The following is a 17,932-nucleotide window of genomic DNA, read 5'->3' on the forward strand; positions in this document are numbered from 1 at the left end:
GATGATTCGTTCGGTACCGCGCTCGCGCTGGTTCAATGGCCTCTACCTGGCCTACCTCATCGCCTTCTTTATCTACCTGGCGCTGCCGCTGCTGATAACGGCGACGTTTGCCTTCAACGATGCGCCCTTCCCCTCGCTGCCCTGGAAGGGCGCCACCCTGGACTGGTTCATCGCCGACGGCAGTGACGGGCGTACCGGCTTCTTCCACGACAGCGGTCTGCTCGCGGCGCTATGGGTCAGCGTCAAGATCGCGTTCTGGGTGACGCTGGTCAGCGTGGCACTGGGGTGTGGCAATGCCGTGCTGTTCGAGCGGCTCGACTTCCGTGGCAAGGAGCTTCTCTATCTGCTGCTGTTGCTGCCACTGGTGATTCCCGGGGTGATCCTCGGTGTGTCGATCCTGGTGTTCTACAGCGGCATGGCCAACGAGGTCTCCCGCGCCTGGGCGGTGGAGCTGGATCTGTTTCGTCCCGGCACTCCGCTGGTGGTGATGGGTCAGGTCAGCTTCATCACTACCCTGAGCACCCTGGTCATTGCCGCTCGGCTGCGCAAGTTCGACCCCCAGCTCGAGGAGGCGGCGCTCAACCTCGGCGCCACGCCGCTGGTGGCCTGGTTCACCGTGACCCTGCCCTGGCTGCTGCCGGCCATTTTCGGCGCCGCCGCCATGGCATTCCTGATGTCGTTCGAGAACTTCAACACCACGGTGATGCTTACCGGCAGCGATACCCCGCTGACCGTGGCGCTGTTCAACCGCCTGCGTGAGGGCTCCACCCCGGTGCTCAATGCCGCGGCCCTGGTGCTGATGGTGGCCTCGGCCCTGCTGGCCGCTCTGGTTCTGCGGCGCGGTTCCGGCAGCAACGCCTGAGCCTTCTTGGTGGATGGAAGGCCTGTCGAGTTGCAGCACTTGGCAAGTTGAAACACCGGCCGAGTTGAAGTATCGACCGTGGCGGTGGCACCCTGCCTTGGGTACGGCTGCCTAACCAGGGTGAAGCTGACCGACCAGGCCCACCAGCAACAAACGATGCCATATCGCCCTGGTTCATGGACCAGGCAGTCTCAAGGCTCAGGAAAGAGGAGGTAGCAATATGTCAGTGATCGACCAGTTGAACGACACCAAGACCCGGGCCTTTGCCCGGCACTGCTACGAGAAGGGCTCCGAAGAGCAGCTGCGCAAGGCCGCCGAGGGTCCCGCCGACGAGAAGGAGATGAAGCAGTGGGACATCACGGAAGGTGAATGGGAAGAGGCCGTGGCGGCCGCCCTGGCAGACAAGGAAATGAAGGACCATCCGCCTGGCGACTAGGGCGGGGTTACACCACCAGCCGGCCTCTGCATTCATCCAGCGGTTGACTTCAATTTCGCCGCGCCACCATGTGACCACCACACTGCGGCCCGGGAGCCGGCAGCGGTGTGCCGATGGCTTGAGGCAAGAGCGAGAGGCAAGGACTTGGTCAGCAGCGCCCCTTTTTGGCCTGCCCCGGCGGACAGAAATCGCCACCATGCCCATGGCGATGGTCACGGTCGTGATGGCGGCCATCGTCGATCTCGATCAACGGCTCGGACTTGATACGTGCTGGCGTGTAGCTGCAACCGGCCATTACCAGGGCCGCCAGCAGCGTTACCAGCACGAAAAGATGGCGTTTAAACATTCGGATAACTCCTTTTAAGTGTCGGCTCGAACGGGGCCGGCGAGCGGGTATCAGTGCCCTCGCCCGGCCCCTGACGCCGCTCAGTCGAGCAGCGCCTCGATATCATTGACCAACGCGAGTGGCACCTCGGCCCCATGCTCCAGGCTACGGGCACGTTCGCGATAACGGCGCTGAGAAGGGAGACGCGCCCCCTGCCCAAGGATCGCCTCGAACAGGCGCCCCGAGCGCTCTATATGGGCGCTCGACGCCTCCCCCGTCAGGCGCGAAGGGTCAATGGCAATGATCAATTCACCATGATACGGCAATCCACGCCGCCCCTCATCATGCTCGCTGGACTCGACGCTGAGCAGATCACCGATCAGCGGGCCGGCCATCAGTTCGATCATGATCGCCAGCGCCGACCCCTTGTGCTCGCCGAAGGGGGTCATGGCGCCATGATTGAGCACCTCGGCGGGGTCGCTGCAGGGCGCGCCATGACGATCAACGCCCCACGCCTCGGGGATCGCCCTTCCCTCACGCCGATACAGCTCGATATCCCCCCTTGCGATGGCACTGGTGGCGAAGTCGAAGATGAACGGCGCATCGCCGGGATGGGGCCAGCCGAAGGCAATGGGATTGGTACCCAGCAGCGGTTGCTTGCCGCCATGTGGAGCCACATAGGCCTGTGTCGGGTTGCAGGCAATGCCCACCAGCCCCTGCTCGGTCAGCCGCTCGAGCTCGACCCACAGCGCGGTGGTATGCACACAGTGATTGATCGCCATCAGGGCGATCCCCGCATCACGCGCCTTGGCCACCAGGTGCGGCAGGCCGAGCTCGAAGGCGCAGGGAGAAAAGCCCCCCTTGGCATCGACACGCACCACGCCGGGGGCCACGTCCGCCACCTCGGGGGCCGCATCGGCAACGGCGCCCCCCTTTCTGACGGTGTCGATGATACCCAGCAAGCGATAGATGCCATGGGAGTGGCTCGCATCCAGCTGGGCGGCCACCAGCGTGCCGGCGAGGGCGCCAACCTGCTCATCGCTGAAGCCATGATGCGCAAGGACCTTTCGGCACAGGCTCATCAGGGCATCACGATCGAGGTGGACGGTCGCCTCTTGGTGCGCTTCAAGGTCCTTCATCAAATCATGCTCCGTGAAAATTCAACACTCGTCACCATGACGGACCACTCAGCTGCTCAGGCAACCACATCGCCAGGGACGGGAAGGCGAGCACCAGTGCCAGCACTATCAGCTGCACCACGACAAAAGGTACCACGTTGACATCTGTGTGCCTGGGAATCACCTCAGATGGTGTGCACAGCCCCCTGACCGGCCCCATCCCAGCACCGACATTGACCCTTGGGTGGAGCAAGGGTCTAAGGTGACAAGTGCCGAGGCCATACGCCCCTGGCGAGCATGGCGGCAGTGCCTGCATGCCAGCGGCTAGGCGTATTGCTTGAATTCAGGCCTGATAAGGAGGTTGATGTTATGAAAATCCCCTCTTCTACAGCGTCTACCCAGCGTGAAACAGCGCATGTCTACCGCATGAAGATGGAGCAGCATCTCTGCCCATTCGGTCTCAAGACCTTGGATCTGCTCAAGCGCAAGGGCTACACGGTAGACGACCATCCCCTTACCTCACGCCAGGCCGTCGAGGACTTTCAAGAGCAGGCGGGGGTCGACACCACCCCGCAGGTCTATATCGGTGAAAAGCGCGTGGGGGGCTATGAAGAGGTTCGTGCTTACCTGGGAATGAGTGTTCCCGGCGAGAAGGAGACGACCTATCGGCCGGTAATCGCCATATTTGCGACTTCTCTGCTGATCGGCCTGGCGGTGAGCTGGGTGGCCGGTGGCACGCTCTTCTCGTCGCGCATGCCGGAGTATGCGATTGCCACCGCCATGATCCTGCTGGGGCTTCAGAAGCTGCAGGATGTAGAGAGCTTCAGCACCATGTTTCTCAACTATGACCTGCTCGCCCAGCGCCATGTGCCCTACGGCTACCTCTACCCCTTCGCCGAGACCCTGGCCGGTCTGCTGATGCTGGCTGGCGCCCTGATCTGGCTTGCCGCGCCCCTGGCGCTGTTTATCGGCACGGTAGGCGCCATCTCGGTCTTCAAGGCCGTCTATATCGACAAGCGCGAGCTGAAGTGCGCCTGCGTCGGGGGCAACAGCAATGTCCCGCTGGGGTTCGTTTCCCTGACCGAGAACCTGATCATGATGGCCATGGGGATCTGGATGCCGCTGAAACACCTCGTGTTGTGATCAGCCCTCCTGGCGACTGTTCCGGCAATGATTGAGGGAGAGGCCCGGGCATCAGGCTGCGCTCACCAGGCAGGCCGCCAGCGCCGCCTCCAGCTGCCGCTCATCCGGCAGGCTGCCCGCCTCGCCAATGACCTCGAGGCGCGAATCGCGGCGCCAGGCACTATCGGTGAGGGTCAGCACGCCGTCGGCGCGGTTGTAGAGCTTCCAGCCGGCATCGGTAGAAAAGACCCCCTTTACCCTGAGCGGCTGGGGCAGTTCGGCGAGCACATTTCCCAGTCGATCGAGATCGAAGGTGTCCTGAGGATGCCAGCGCCAGCCGAGGGTCGCATGTCCCAGGGCGCCGCCGGTTTCGCGTTGCGGCCTGCCCCGCTCGGGTAACGGGGCTTCGAACGCTCCCGGGGCCAGAACATGGCTAGCGGCTTCCCGTAGGCGACGATGAGCCTCGCTGTCGAGCACTTCCCGCGTCACTGGCGCTCTTTCACCATCCTCTTCACCCTCCTCACCAGCCATCAGCTGCGCCAGGGGGAGCGCACCACCGGGCGCTTCGAGGACCCAGCGCTTGGGTGGCCAGAACCCTTCCAGCCACTCGCCTGCGGCGGATCGCTGTGCCGGAGTGGCCAGGTCGGTCATGGTCAGCGCCACCCCGTCGGCCATGGCGATCTGATCGCGGAAGGTCTCGTGGTCGCGGGCGCGCGGATCATCCAGGCGGCGGGGATCGAGCAGGGCCACAATGCTGCGCACATCCAGCACCTCGGCAAAGGCCTCGCCACGCAGCACCTCCAGCAGCCCCGCTGGATGACCCAGCCCCGATGGCTCCACGATCACCCGATCGGGACGATAACGGTGAAGCAGGTTGACCAGCGTCGCCTGAAGCACGAAGGCCAGCTGGCAGCAGAGACAGCCACCGGGCAGCCCCTTTACCACCAGATCATCGCGGGTCTCGAACATCGCCTGATCGATTCCCACCTGCCCGAACTCATTGATCAACACCGCCCAGCGCTCACCGGGCGGCTTCTGCTCGATCAGGCGGTGAATCAGGGTGCTCTTGCCGCTGCCCAGAAAGCCGGTGATCAGGTGAACGGGGATATTGGCCAGGGGCTCGGGCATGGGGGCATCCTTGGGGGTGAATGATATTGTTATAAAATAACATAAGAAACAAGGACTGGGAGGCCCAGCCCGATGCGGGGGCACCCTCTCTACAAATAACGCGTTATGCCTGTCTATGAAGGCCTCGAAGCACCAAAGTTGGCGCCATTCTGAATCAAGTAGTCGTTGTGTCAGTGGCTTGGTTGCCACCTTCTTCACCTGCCCCACGCGGACGCTCTTGCCAGGCAGTGAGGTGCTGATGAATGGCCCCCTGGAGCGCCATGGGGTCATCCGCCTCCAGGGCGGACAACATGTCACGGTGCTCTCTCAGGCTACGCTCCACCCCGGCGACCCGGGGCCAGCCCGGACCGGCCCCACGCAGCCCCTGCTCACGCAACCAGTTAACCTGTCGCGCCAGGGCCGCGTTGCCGGCCAGATCCGCCAGGGCGCGATGGAAGCCATGGTTGGCCAACGCCATGGCTTCACCGTCCTGCTCGCGAACCGCCTTCTCAAAGCCCTCCATAGCCCGCCGCACCATGGCCACTCCCGCCGGCGTCTTGCGCGCCATCATCAAGGGCACCATGGCCTGCTCGATCACCAGGCGCGCCTCGGTCAGCTCCTCACGCTCTCGCTGATTCCAGTGGCGTACCCGGTATCCGCGATTGGGCACGTGCTCGATGCTACCCATCTCCGCAAGTCTTTCCAGTGCCCCACGCACCACGAAGCGACTCACACCGTACTGCTCGGCCAGGGTGTCCTGGCGCAGCCAGCTACCCGCCGGAAACCGTCCGCCGCTCATGCCTAGACGAAGTCGCTCCTGCAGCCAGGCTATCTCATTGCCACTCGTGCTTTTCAGCATGGTTTCCTCCAGCAAATTCCCTTGCAGATTGGCGCCAATTATATATCATCTGCGTCGCTATTGATAATCATTGCCAAAAGGATACGACATGCATTCCCGGTTTCTGCCCGCGCCACTTACCCTGGCCATGTTGGCCATCACTTTTGGCGCCTCTACCGCCTGGGCCGAAGAGGACATCACGCTGGACACCCTGGTGGTATCCAGCGACTGGCTGGGCGCGACCCAGGCGGATCCGCGCACCACCCCGGGAGGACGCCAGTCCCTGGGCGAGGAGACGCTGGAGGCAGGCGAGGTGCGCAACCTCGAGGACGCCCTGGCACGGGTGCCGGGGGTGCATGTCCAGGACGAAACCGGCACCGGCATCCTGCCCAACATCGGCGTGCGGGGTCTGTCCCCACGCCGCAGCGAGCGGGTGCAGATACTCGTCGACGGCATACCGGCAGCCCTGGGGCCCTACAGTAATATCGGCGTTTCCCTGTTCCCGGTGACCCTGCCCACCCTGGAGAGGGTCGACGTGGTGAGGGGCGGCGCCGCGGTTCACTACGGTCCCAATAACGTCGGGGGCGTGCTCAACTTCGTCACCCGCGGCATCCCCTACGAGACAGAAACCCAGCTGCGTGAACGACTCACCGTGGATGAGGCGACCGGCCATCTTCTGACCGACAGCTACCTGCGAGCCGGCGGCCAAGTGAGCGAGCAGCTGGGGCTTCAGGTGCAGGCCAATCTTGTGCGGGGCGAGGCGGGCCGCGAGCATAGCGACACCGAGGTCGACAACTTCATCATCGACGGCGAATATCTGATCGATGACGCCCACTCCCTGGACGGCCAGTTGCAGTACTACCAAGTCAACGCCGAGCTTCCCGGCGCCCTCTCGCCGGATGCCTTCGAGCGTGATCGCACCGACTCCCAACGCCCCCACGATCGCTTCGAGGCCGACACCTGGCGCGGCCACCTGACCTGGCACTGGCAACCCAACGCAGACGTCGACTTCAGCTGGCGCCACTTCGGCCATCGCAGTGATCGCACCTTCTGGTTCGGTCAACATCTGGACAAGACGACCGACTTCCACTGGGCCGACCCCGCGGCATCCACCACCCACGTAGCCGACTCCCCCCGCGCCTTCCGGGTCTGGGCCAGTGAGCCGCGACTGGCACTACGCCGCGGCGACCATACCCTGATGCTCGGTGCCCGCTATTTGGAGGAGCGCGTCGACTTCGACGTCAACCGCCGCGAGCAGGCCAGTGGCACCACCAATGAGGTGCGCCGCTGGGACTTCGATACCCAGGCCGTGGCAGCCTACGTCAGCGATACCTGGCGGCTCGGCGACAGCGGCTGGACCCTCACGCCGGGGCTGCGCTACGAGCAAGTCGAGATGGACTACGCGGATGCCCTGGGCGGCGATAAGGACGATAACCGCGCCGAAGAGTGGCTACCCGGCCTGACCGTCGGCTATGAGGCCAGCGATGCCTGGTACCTCTTCGCCAACAGCCAGCGCTCCCTTACCCCGGTGCAGCTGGCCCAAGTCACCAACCCCGGCGACGTTGCCAACGAGACCGCCTGGAACCACGAGCTGGGAGCACGCTACACCGCCGGAGACTGGCAGGCATCGAGCACCGGCTTTGTGATCGATTACCAGGACCAGGTCGTCAAGCAGCCCGACAACAGCCTCAAGAACCTGGGCCGCACCCGCTACCGAGGGGTGGAGACCCGCCTGGGCTGGGCGCCGGCCGGAGGGCCGCTCAGTCTGGAGGGAACCTGGACCTGGCTGGATACCGAGCAGCGCGACGGCGAGTATGCCGGTCAGGAGGTGCCCAATGCACCCACACACCTGCTTAACCTGCATGCCGCCTGGACCCAGGGCGACTGGACCTGGAATCTGAATGGCCGCTATGTGGCCGAGAGCTTCTCGAATGCCGCCAACACACGCGAGGAGACAGCCAATGGTAGCGCCGGCGAGCTGCCCGACTACTGGCAGGTGGACACCAGCCTGGCCTACCGCCTGCCGGTGGCCGCCGATGCCAGCCTGACCCTGGGCGTGCACAACCTCACCGACGATGACGCCTACTTCCGCGGCGTGGACGTGAGTCCCGTGGGACGCGTGCCGCTTGCCGGTCGTGCCTATAGCCTGGGACTGGACATGACCTTCTAGGTACGCTCATCGCCCACCGCCCCGTACCTGACCAGCCGCGTGCGGGGCGCTCACCCGTCAGACTCACCAGTCAGTTCATCGCTATCGGAGACGCCATGCCCTCCTTCCCTCCCCAGCGTCACATACGGCGTCCACCACCCGGCTGGTCATCCCTGGTGGTGGGGCTGATATGGCTCCTACTATCGGGCAGCGCCCTGGCGGACTCGCCAGGTGCCTCTGACAGGGTCACGGTCACCGACCTGGCCGGCCGGGAGGTCACGCTTCCCCATGGTGCAAGACGGGTGATCCTCGGCGAGGGTCGGTTGCTCTATACGCTGGCCGCCCTTCGCCCGGAGGACCCCTTCGCGCCCCTGGTGGGTTGGCGAGACGAGCTCAAGCGCTTCGACCGTGATGTCTGGGCTCGCTACCGGGCACGCTTCCCTCACGCGGAATCTCTGGCCACCTTCGGCAAGGCCGCCAACGGCGAGTTCAGCATTGAACAGGCCCTGGCCCTCGAGCCCGACGCCATCGTCTTCGACCTGGCCGCCTGGCCCGCACTACGCGATGGTCCGGCCCTGCCGGTACTGGAAGCCGCCGGCATTCCGGTAGTATTCGTCGACTTCCTGACCCAACCGGATCAACACATGGCGCCGAGCGTGCGTCTTCTCGGCCAGCTATTCGCCGCCGAGAAGCGCGCCGAAGCCCTGCTGACACTGCGCCAGGAAAGCCTTGAGGCCGTAGCGGATCGACTGCCAGATACGCGGCCCAGGGTGCTGGTGGAGACAGCGGCCGGGCTTCATCCGGAGTGCTGCCGCAGCGTCGGCGACGACAACCTGGGGCGTGTCGTGCGCCTGGCCGGCGGCGACAACATCGCCGCCGAACAGATCCCCGGCGTGTTCGGACGCCTGCATCCGGAGTGGGTATTGGCCGAAAACCCCGACGTCATCGTCATGACCGGCGGCGACTGGCAGGACCTGAGCGAGGCCGCGATACCCCTAGGCTATGACGCTTCGGTGAGCGAGGCACGCGAGGCCATGCGCGCGCTGACCGAAGCCCGACTGGGGTGGCCCGAATTGGCCGCCGTGCGCGCGGGACGCGTCCATGCGCTCTGGCACCAGTTCTACAACACGCCCTATCAGTTCATCGCGGTGCAACGCCTGGCCAAGTGGTTGCACCCCCAGGCCATGGCAGACCTAGAGCCCGAGGCACTATGGCGCCACCTCCACGAAGCATTTCTGCCACTGTCGACAGAGGGGGCCTTCTGGGCGACGCTTGAGGAGGCCTCGCCATGAGCCTCGACCCCGCCATCATCACGCCCCGTCTGGTGGCCGCCGATGGCTTCCGCCGCCGCGAAGTTCGCCATCGAGCCTGGCTGCTAGGCGGCGCCGGCATGCTGCTGGCCGCCTTTCTCGCCGATCTGCTGCTAGGGCCGGGAGGGCACTCTCCGGGCCAGGTGCTCGAGGCCCTGCTGACCCCGGAACAGGCCAGCCCTCTCGTCCGCATCACCGTGTGGCAACTTCGCTTGCCCACGGCCTTGCTGGCGGTGCTGGCCGGCGCGGGACTGGCCGTCGCCGGCGCCCAGATGCAGACCGTGCTCGACAACCCCCTGGCCGACCCTTTCACCCTGGGCCTGGCCTCTGCCGCAAGTTTCGGCGCCGCCCTGGCCGTGGTGGCCGGCATCAGCCTGCTGCCCCTGGCAGGACACCTCGCCGCCGCCGGCAATGCCTTCGTCTTCAGCCTGGTGGCGGCCGGCATGATCCACTCTCTCAGTCGCCTGCGCGGCGTGGGGCTCGACACCCTGGTCCTGCTGGGCATCGCGACCATGTTCACCTTCAATGCCCTGCTCGGCTTGCTGCAGTACCTGGCTTCTCCGGACGCCCTGCAACAGCTGGTGTTCTGGTCACTGGGCAGTCTGTCTCGGCCCAGCGGCCTCAAGCTGGGTCTGATCGCCGCCGTGCTGGCGGGCACCCTGCTGCTGAGCCACCGGCTGGGCTGGCAGCTGGGCGCCCTGCGCCTGGGCAGCATCCAGGCACAGGCGATGGGAGTGCCCGTGGCGCGGCTGCGCCTCGGTATGCTGGCCGCCATGGCGCTACTCACCGCGGTGGTGGTAGCGGCTGTCGGAACCATCGGATTCGTCGGCCTCGTGGCGCCGCATATGGCACGCCTGCTGGTAGGCGAGCAGCAGCGTCACTTCCTGCCGCTCTCGGCACTCTGTGGCGCCACCCTGATGTGCGTCGCCGACCTGGTCAGCAAGCTCGTCGTGCCCGGGCTGGTGCTGCCCATCGGCATCATCACCGCACTGGCCGGGTTGCCCGCCTTCTTCCTGCTGATCCTGCGTCGGAGGCCATCCTGATGCATGACGATGACCTGCTTGTCCACTCCGTGGAGCTCGACGGGCGTCTCGCCATCGAAGGGCCTCTGGCGGCCCCCGCCGGCGCCGTGACGGTACTGCTGGGACCCAATGGGGCCGGCAAGTCGACCCTGCTCAGGGCCCTGGCCGGCATCGAACCGGCCAGGCTGGCGGCGAGCCTCGGCGGGAGCGAGCTCGCCACCCTGTCGTCGGCCGAGCGTCGCGAAGCCCTCTACTACCTTCCACAGTTAGGCGGCAGCCAGGCGGCACTGAGCGTGCATGAAGCGGTGCTTCTCTCGTACAAGACCCTGCACCCGGGGCGCGTTCGTCGCCAGGATCTCGCCCACGTAGAGGCAGCTCTCGACAGCATGGGGCTCATGGCGCTCGCGGGCCGACGGCTCGCCAGCCTGTCAGGAGGGCAGTACCAGCGCGTCGCCATCGCTCAGGCCGTGGTGCGACGGCCCCGGGTGTTGATGCTCGATGAACCCACGAGTGCGCTGGACCTCCACCAGCAGCTCAGGGTACTGGAGTGGGTGCGAGCAGAAGCGGATCGCGGCCGTAGCGTGCTGTTGGCGCTGCATGATCTCAATCTGGCCGCACGGTTCGCCGATCACTGCTGGTTGCTCAAGGAGGGGCGCTGCCAGGCGGCGGGCCCTGCAACGGCCTGCTTGACGGCTGATCATCTCGAGCCACTCTTCAACGTCCGGCTCAGCGTCGACAGGGGGCCCGATGCGAGCCTACGCATTCAGGCCCTGGGGCTGTGATGGTGCCAATGGGAGAGCGGGAGACACCTTGGGATGAAACACCTGGACGCCCCCGCTACCGGCAGAGCGGCGTTTCCATCATCGAGATGCTATCGAAGGGAAGTGGCAACGCCCGCCGACTGGCCAACGGCAGGCGAAGGGTGCTCAGTGCCGCCCGGGCGCCGCAGTACTGGCGCTTGCAGGCCTCGAAGGGTGCCGCCCCCAGAACCATATCGGTGCCATCGCTGCCCAGGCGTAGCGTGCAGGCGCCGTCGCTCACCGTATAGCCGTTGCCCTGGCGCGCCGCCGTCAGTCGTCCCGTTCCGCAATGGTGCATGCCCCCCTGCCACGAACTGAGCTCGAAGCCGAGCCGGCTGCCGCGATCATCGACGATCAGGATATCGTCGCCGCCGCGCGCGCAGTAGACCCCGCTCAAGTCGGCGGCGAACGCGTCCGAGGCGCCCCCCAGCCCTGCTATCCCCACCGCCAGGCCCAGTGCCTGCAACCCTCTTTTCCAACCGTTTCGCCCCGTGTTCATGATCGCTCGCCTCATCTAGCCGACCATCGACGCCTGCTCCGCGCCACCTCAAGGCGCCTTCCCCGGTGGGTCCATCAGTGGCGCCTCTCATCACACTATAGGCATAGCTGCGAGGTGATAGCGGCGGGGCATAGCAGCTGCGAGACACAGTTGCAGCATTGCTGACGCTCTTTGCGCAAAACCTCTCGGCGCCGTTCTCTTTCATCAACACCCTCTCCCTGCCAGTGCGACAACTTGCCCGCAAGAGAAATAGCCGGTGACCACACGGCGATTTGCCAGCACCTATCGAATTATCACATGATGGAATAAATAGTTATCATATAAGCAATAGAATAGAATATCGAAACACCGCGCCCCCCGTGCCTCGTCGCGCAGAGGATGGCAGCGGAAAGCGTTAAAAAGCGACAAGAGCCAGCACGGCCGAGGCGGCGGTCACGGCGTGACAGCCTGAATCCAGGCACAGCCGCGACAGCCCCACCGATAGCCCCAGAATCACCCACACACAGGTATCGCCATTGTTTACGGACCTCGTCAGTGACCTTGACAACGATTCACTGGAGCCAGACCTGTTACTGGACGTGCCCTATGTGCCCACCGATGAAGCGGTGATTGAGGAAATGCTCAGTCTGGCCAATGTCGGCCGGAAGGACATACTTTATGACCTGGGCTCGGGGGACGGTCGGATTGTGGTTGCCGCGGCCAAAACCCGCGATGCACGCGGCATCGGCATCGATCTTGACCCCCTGAGGGTCGCCGATGCCATGGAGTATGCGGGCTGGACAGGCGTCGAGTATCTCGTCGATTTCATTGAAGGAAGTCTGTTCACGGCGGACATCAGTGAGGCCACCGTGGTCACGCTCTACCTTCTCGACTCGGTGAACGTGGAGCTGCGCCCGCGGCTGCTGAGCACGCTGCGCCCGGGAACCCGCATCGTGTCACACGCCTTTGACATGGGCGACTGGCGAGCGGATGAGCGACGCCGTATCAACGGCACCAACCTCTTTCTGTGGATTGTGCCGGCCCAGGTGGCGGGGACATGGGAGTGGACAGGAACGGACGATCGGCAGTACCGCGTTGAGCTCAAGCAGAGATACCAGGACATCACCGGCAGCGCCTGGCTGGAGGGCCAGGAAGCCCGTCTGGAGTACGCCGAGCTTCGCGGCAATCGGCTAACGTTGCTGCTGCGTGAACATGACACTGCCCCGCTCGAGCACTTCACCCTGTGCTTTGCAGACGGCCGGCTGGAGTCCGCCACACACCAGTTTTAACGCCCCTCTCGAGGCCGAGCCCGTACACTCGGCCCTAGCGATCCCCGACATGGTGTTGCCACCCCTCTATACTGTATAAAATAACAGCACCAAGAGGAGGCACCCGATGACCATCGACACCCCGATTCCCGCCCACCCGACGCCACCCGGCCTGGCGCTGCCCCATCCCCTGGCGCTGACGCGGGCCGGCGTCTCCGGCTTTCCGAGCCCCGCCCAGGACTACGAGGGGCGTACCCTGGATCTCAACGAGCGGCTGGTGAAGCGCCCTTCGGCCAGCTTCTTCATGACCGTGACCGGCGACAGCATGGACCCCCTGGGCATCCACGACGGCGACCTGCTGCTGATCGACCGCTCCATCGAGCCGCGACCGGGGCACATCCTGGTGGCGCTGGTGGAGGGCGAGATCATGGTAAAGCGCTACCAGCTGCAGGGCCGCCAGCCCTACCTCTGCTCCGCCAACCCGGCCTACCCGCCGATCCCGCTCGAGGACCTCGACTGCCAGGTGTGGGGCGTGGTGCGTTCGGTCATCCACGAGTATCCGGTGTGACCATGATCGGCCTGATCGACTGCAACAACTTCTATGTCAGCTGCGAGCGGGTCTTCCAGCCTCGGCTGGAGGGACTACCGGTGGGCGTGCTCTCGAACAACGATGGCTGCGTGATCGCTCGCTCCAACGAGCTCAAGGCGCTGGGGGTGGCGATGGGCACCCCGGCCTTCGAGCTGAAGGGGCTGCTGCGCCAGGGGCGCATCCGGCTGCTCTCCTCCAACTACGAACTGTATGGCGACATGTCCGCCCGGGTGCAGGCGGTGCTGGAGGAGTTCTCCGCCGGGGTGGAGCCCTACTCGATCGACGAGATGTTCGTGCGCTTCGACGGCTTCACGCAGAAGCAGTTGCTGAGCCACTGCCGCGAGCTCCACTACAAGGTGCGCCGCTTCACCGGCATCCCGGTGAGTGTCGGCGTGGCACCGACGCGAACCCTGGCCAAGCTGGCCAATCGGGCGGCCAAGAAGGTGCCCGGCTACCGGGGTGTCTGCGTGCTCTCGGCGGGCGGCGCCGAAACGGCGGGTCTCCTGCAACGAACCGAGCTGGGCGATGTGTGGGGCGTGGGCCGCCGCCTGGTGGAGCGGCTGGCGTTGATGGATATCCGCACGGCCTGGGATCTGGCCCAGGCCGACCCCAAGGCGATTCGCCGGCGCTTCTCGGTGACCCTGGAGCGCACCGCCCTGGAGCTGCGCGGCGTGCCCTGTACCGAGATGAACGACGCCTACGAGCCCCGCCAGCGCATCATGACCTCGCGCTCCTTCGGCAAGCTGACCGACAACCGCGACGAGATCCACGAGGCGCTGCGCCAGTTCGGGCAGCGCGGTGCCGAGAAGCTGCGCGCCCAAGATAGCCTGGCCCGGGCCGTCTACGTCTTCCTGAAGACCAACCGCCACCGGCAGGACCTGCCGCAGTATTCGCCTGGCGCCGTGGTCGAGCTGGCACGCCCCAGCGATGACAGCCGCGAGATCCTGCACGCGGTCGGCCAGGCCTTCGCCGCCATCTACCGGCCGCACTACCGCTTCATGAAGGCCGGGGTGATGCTGATCGACCTGATCGACGCCAATCGTCAGCAGATGTCGCTGCTGGAGTCACCCCAGAGTGCCGCGGAGCGCGAGCGCAGCGAGAAGTTGATGGCGACCCTCGATACCCTTAACCAGCGCATGGGCCGCGGCACCGTCAAACTCGGGATGCCCTCCCCCAGCGCCGCCTGGCACCTGCGCTGCGCCAACCGCTCACCCCGCTGGACGACGCGCTGGAGGGAGCTGCCGACGATCACGGCGCCTCGAGAGGCCCGATCAGTGAAGGGGCATCCTCGACCGGGCGATTGACCCAGGACTCACCGGCCAGGGTCGAGCTGCTCACTCGCCGCCGACAGGCCCACGCCGTAACACTACGTTACATAAAAAGTGGAACTCGTTCGAATCCCCCATGACCAAGGCAGTACGGCAACATGACACGCCGGCGAATCGGGTCCGCGGCAGCGGGCCCGGCACAAGGAAAGGAACAAGGAGTCATCACATGCGGTATGGAAAGCCTCTCCTGCGTCACGCCACGCTGAGCACCCTGATCGCTGGCGGCCTGCTGGTATCCGCATCGGCCATGGCGGAGCCTCAGGGCCTCTACTCAAGCGATGAACTGCTCGACGCCGATGTCTACACCGCGGCCGATAGCCGAGAAATCGGCGAGGTCGAGGATATCCTGCTGGATAACGACATGAGGGTGCGCGCCCTGGTGATCGATACCGGGGAACTGCTCGATATCGACGGCGATCAGGAGTTCGTGATCGAGGCAGGCCGCTTCAGCGTGGAAACTCATAACGGCGACGACCTCGACGACATCGAATATCGCGTGATCGTCGACATGAGCGACGCCCAGATCAGCCAGCAGCCGACCTATGATAACGACTGGTGGCAAGACGCTCGTCAGGGCGCCCACGAGGCCTGGGAGCAGACCAAGGAGGGCGCAGCCAGCGCCTGGGAGACCACCCAGGAAGGTGCCTCTCGCGCCTTGGACAACATCGGCAAGGCACTGGAGAACGTCGGCAAGAAGACCCAGGACGCCGCCGAGTAATCGATACATGCGACTCCCGCGCCTGACAGCATGAGGAACTGCATGACGACAAGGGCCCGGCCATTGGCCGGGCCCTTCTTATGTGGGTGCCTGCAAAAAGGCCGTTAGCCTAGCCGGCGAGTTCCCCCGCCACGATTTTCGCCCCCGCACTCAACGCATTCATCTTGGCTCTGGCCACCCGGCGTGACAGTGGTGCCATGCCGCAGTTGGTGCTGGGATAGAGATTCTCGGCGTCGACAAACTGGAGCGCCTTGCGCAGGGTATCGGCTACCTCTTCGGGTGTTTCAATGGTGTTGGTGGCGACGTCAATCGCGCCCACCATCACCTTCTTGCCACGGATCAGCTCGATCAGCTCCATGGGAACGCGAGAGTTCTGGCACTCCAGAGAGACGATATCGATATTGGATTTCTGCAGCTTGGGGAACACCTCCTCGTATTGCCGCCACTCGCTGCCGAGGGTGCTTTTCCAGTCGGTATTCGCCTTGATGCCATAACCGTAACAGATGTGTACGGCCGTCTCGCACTTCAGGCCCTCGATTGCCTTCTCTAGCGTCGCGATGCCCCAGTCGTTCACCTCATCGAAGAAGACATTGAAGGCGGGCTCATCGAACTGGATGATATCGACACCCGCCGCCTCCAGTTCGCGCGCCTCCTGGTTCAGGATCTTGGCGAACTCCCACGCCAGCTTTTCACGACTCTGGTAGTGACCATCGTAAAGGGTGTCGATCATGGTCATGGGCCCAGGCAGCGCCCACTTGATGGGTTGCGTGGTTTGCTGGCGCAAGAACCTGGCGTCATCCACGAAAACGGGCTTCTGACGGGATACCTCACCGACGACCGAGGGGACGCTGGCATCATAGCGGTCGCGAATTCTGACGGTTTCGCGCTTGTCGAAGTCAACGCCATTGAGATTTTCGATAAACGTCGTGACAAAGTGCTGACGCGACTGCTCGCCATCACTGACGATATCGATGCCCGCCTGTTGCTGCTCATGCAGTGCCAGACGCAGTGCGTCCTGCTTGCCTTCTGCCAGCCCCTCACCCTGCAACTTCCAGGGGGACCAGAGTACCTCCGGCTCTGCAAGCCAGGAGGGCTTGGGAAGACTGCCGGCCGTCGAAGTGGGTAACAGCTTTGCCATGATGGAAGATCTCGTGATAGGTGAGTCAAAGAGCGAAGTTGGCGGACCATTGCTCGAGAATATGTCGGTAGGGCTTGATGAAGTGCTCTTCGACAAACCTTCCTTGTTCAGTCGCCAGCTGGCTACGCTCTTCTCTGTCGTAGACGATACGGGTCAGCGAATAATCCTGCTGATTCAAGCTTGGCTGATAGGCCTTTCCCGCCGCCGAGTTGGCATTGTAGATTTCCGGGCGATAGATCTTCTGGAACGTGTCCATGGTGCTGATGGTGCTGATAAGCTCCAGAGTGGTGTAATCACCCAGCAGGTCACCCATGAAATAGAAGGCCAGGGGCGCCACGCTACCCGGAGGCATGAAGTAGCGAACCTTCATCCCCATCTTTCCGAAGTAGTCATCCGTCAGTGAGTGCTCCTGCTGAACATACTCAACGCCCAGCACGGGGTGGTGGTTCTCGGTGCGGTGATATGTCTTGTTGCTCGAAACACTGATACAGATGACAGGAGGCTTCTTGAAATACGTCTTGTACGTATCCGAGTTGACAAACGCCTTGAACAGGCTGCCATGCAGAACGCCGAAATCACTCGGAACACTGAACTCCTTCCGGTCCCTGTTGTGCTCCTTTAGCACTACACTGAAGTCGTAATCCCGCACATAGGAGGAAAAATTGTTGCCGGCGACGCCTTCAATACGTTCACCGGATCTCTTGTCGACAACCGTTGTTTTCAAGATTTCAATCAGCGGAAGCGCGCTATCACCACAGGCAGCATCAACGGCCATTTCAACAGAGATGATATCGAGCTCGACGGCATAGCGATCCCCCTTCGGGTTATCCCAATCCGCCAAGGCATTGAAGCGGTTGTCGATCATCCGCAAGGTGTTGCGCAGATTCTCCTTACGCTGCTCCCCTCTGGCCAAATTGGCAAAGTTGGTCGTGATACGGGTATTGTCCGATGGCCGATAGTTCTCATCGAAACGAATACTCTTGACGGTAAACGTAAAATCCTTATCCATTTTGGCTTGCCATCCTGCTTCCTGAGACATGAACCCAAGGCATCTCGCTATTGATCGATATTCGAGATGACGCCCTGGATCGTCGCCATTCGAGCTCGTCGGGTCCGATATCGCGGGCCGAGGTGGCGGTCACTGCCCAGCGGGAACGCCACTGACGAAGCGATGGAGGGATTATCGAAATCATCGCCTAATGAAGCAAGCTGAAGAAACTCATGACGAACATCAATATCATTCATGTTCGAGTGTGTGGGCTGACACATCACCGCGACGATCGACCGGCACCAGTGCCTCGGGAGTCGCCGAGGTCGGCGGCCA

Annotated in this window: 18 protein-coding genes; 11 read left to right on the forward strand and 7 right to left on the reverse strand. The window is 63.8% G+C overall.

Annotated elements, in window-relative coordinates:
- The first annotated feature begins 1 nt into the window (after position 1).
- Both E0702_RS04930 and E0702_RS04935 read left to right on the forward strand, forming a co-directional pair.
- Positions 2–862, forward strand: a complete 861-nt coding sequence (locus E0702_RS04930; protein ID WP_132041868.1) for an ABC transporter permease — start codon at positions 2–4, stop codon at positions 860–862.
- A gap of 220 nt (positions 863–1,082) precedes the next feature.
- Positions 1,083–1,298: a hypothetical protein gene (locus E0702_RS04935; RefSeq protein WP_132041869.1), complete on the forward strand. Its 216-nt coding sequence runs from the start codon at positions 1,083–1,085 to the stop codon at positions 1,296–1,298.
- Positions 1,299–1,446: 148 nt separating this feature from the next.
- Here the strand turns inward: E0702_RS04935 and E0702_RS04940 are convergent, their stop codons facing one another.
- Complete coding sequence (locus tag E0702_RS04940) at positions 1,447–1,644, reverse strand: hypothetical protein (RefSeq protein WP_132041870.1); 198 nt, start codon at positions 1,642–1,644, stop codon at positions 1,447–1,449.
- A gap of 80 nt (positions 1,645–1,724) precedes the next feature.
- Positions 1,725–2,762 carry an Ldh family oxidoreductase gene (locus E0702_RS04945; RefSeq protein ID WP_205741881.1) on the reverse strand — a complete coding sequence of 346 codons (1,038 nt, stop codon included), beginning with the start codon at positions 2,760–2,762 and terminating at the stop codon, positions 1,725–1,727.
- A 348-nt stretch (positions 2,763–3,110) separates the two neighbouring features.
- Here E0702_RS04945 and E0702_RS04950 point away from each other — a divergent pair, with 348 nt between their 5' ends.
- Entirely contained in the window at positions 3,111–3,884 is a 774-nt protein-coding gene (locus E0702_RS04950) for a glutaredoxin family protein (RefSeq protein ID WP_205741882.1), read from the forward strand.
- A 51-nt stretch (positions 3,885–3,935) separates the two neighbouring features.
- Here E0702_RS04950 and E0702_RS04955 read toward each other — a convergent pair whose 3' ends face one another.
- Positions 3,936–4,991 (reverse strand): CobW family GTP-binding protein, encoded by a 1,056-nt coding sequence (locus E0702_RS04955; protein WP_132041871.1) that lies wholly within the window; start codon positions 4,989–4,991, stop codon positions 3,936–3,938.
- A gap of 154 nt (positions 4,992–5,145) precedes the next feature.
- Positions 5,146–5,829, reverse strand: coding sequence for a GntR family transcriptional regulator (locus tag E0702_RS04960; RefSeq protein ID WP_132041872.1), 684 nt, complete (start codon positions 5,827–5,829; stop codon positions 5,146–5,148).
- Between the two features lie 88 nt (positions 5,830–5,917).
- Between E0702_RS04960 and E0702_RS04965 the strand changes: the two genes are divergently transcribed.
- The 4 genes from E0702_RS04965 (at position 5,918) to E0702_RS04980 (ending at position 11,071) form a co-directional block, all read left to right on the forward strand.
- Positions 5,918–7,978 carry a TonB-dependent receptor family protein gene (locus E0702_RS04965; RefSeq protein ID WP_240721673.1) on the forward strand — a complete coding sequence of 687 codons (2,061 nt, stop codon included), beginning with the start codon at positions 5,918–5,920 and terminating at the stop codon, positions 7,976–7,978.
- 95 nt (positions 7,979–8,073) lie between these two features.
- Complete coding sequence (locus tag E0702_RS04970) at positions 8,074–9,249, forward strand: ABC transporter substrate-binding protein (RefSeq protein ID WP_132041873.1); 1,176 nt, start codon at positions 8,074–8,076, stop codon at positions 9,247–9,249.
- Entirely contained in the window at positions 9,246–10,310 is a 1,065-nt protein-coding gene (locus tag E0702_RS04975) for a FecCD family ABC transporter permease (protein WP_132041874.1), read from the forward strand. The genes E0702_RS04970 and E0702_RS04975 overlap by 4 nt, the downstream gene beginning before the upstream one ends.
- Positions 10,310–11,071, forward strand: a complete 762-nt coding sequence (locus E0702_RS04980) for an ABC transporter ATP-binding protein (RefSeq protein WP_132041875.1) — start codon at positions 10,310–10,312, stop codon at positions 11,069–11,071. Before E0702_RS04975 ends, E0702_RS04980 begins: the two co-directional genes overlap by 1 nt.
- A gap of 55 nt (positions 11,072–11,126) precedes the next feature.
- On the opposite strand, the gene E0702_RS04985 is transcribed toward E0702_RS04980, so the two are convergent.
- A complete protein-coding gene (locus tag E0702_RS04985) occupies positions 11,127–11,555 on the reverse strand; it encodes a hypothetical protein (RefSeq protein WP_132041876.1) in 429 nt (142 codons plus the stop codon).
- Between the two features lie 548 nt (positions 11,556–12,103).
- Between E0702_RS04985 and E0702_RS04990 the strand changes: the two genes are divergently transcribed.
- The 4 genes from E0702_RS04990 (at position 12,104) to E0702_RS05005 (ending at position 15,470) form a co-directional block, all read left to right on the forward strand.
- Positions 12,104–12,856, forward strand: coding sequence for a class I SAM-dependent methyltransferase (locus tag E0702_RS04990; protein ID WP_132041877.1), 753 nt, complete (start codon positions 12,104–12,106; stop codon positions 12,854–12,856).
- A 106-nt stretch (positions 12,857–12,962) separates the two neighbouring features.
- On the forward strand, positions 12,963–13,403 hold the full coding sequence (locus E0702_RS04995; RefSeq protein ID WP_132041878.1) for a LexA family protein: 441 nt from the start codon (positions 12,963–12,965) through the stop codon (positions 13,401–13,403).
- A gap of 2 nt (positions 13,404–13,405) precedes the next feature.
- Positions 13,406–14,728: a Y-family DNA polymerase gene (locus E0702_RS05000; protein ID WP_132041945.1), complete on the forward strand. Its 1,323-nt coding sequence runs from the start codon at positions 13,406–13,408 to the stop codon at positions 14,726–14,728.
- Positions 14,729–14,918: 190 nt separating this feature from the next.
- Positions 14,919–15,470 (forward strand): PRC-barrel domain-containing protein, encoded by a 552-nt coding sequence (locus E0702_RS05005; RefSeq protein WP_132041879.1) that lies wholly within the window; start codon positions 14,919–14,921, stop codon positions 15,468–15,470.
- 109 nt (positions 15,471–15,579) lie between these two features.
- On the opposite strand, the gene E0702_RS05010 is transcribed toward E0702_RS05005, so the two are convergent.
- Both E0702_RS05010 and E0702_RS05015 read right to left on the reverse strand, forming a co-directional pair.
- The gene (locus tag E0702_RS05010; RefSeq protein WP_132041880.1) at positions 15,580–16,608 is read right to left on the reverse strand and encodes a methionine synthase; all 1,029 of its coding nucleotides are present in this window, start codon (positions 16,606–16,608) and stop codon (positions 15,580–15,582) included.
- Between the two features lie 25 nt (positions 16,609–16,633).
- Positions 16,634–17,617: a DUF1852 domain-containing protein gene (locus E0702_RS05015; protein ID WP_132041946.1), complete on the reverse strand. Its 984-nt coding sequence runs from the start codon at positions 17,615–17,617 to the stop codon at positions 16,634–16,636.
- Between the last annotated feature and the right edge of the window lie 315 nt (positions 17,618–17,932).

It is taken from the genome of Halomonas marinisediminis, from assembly GCF_004347715.1.
GTDB classification, from domain to species: Bacteria; Pseudomonadota; Gammaproteobacteria; order Pseudomonadales; family Halomonadaceae; genus Halomonas; species Halomonas icarae.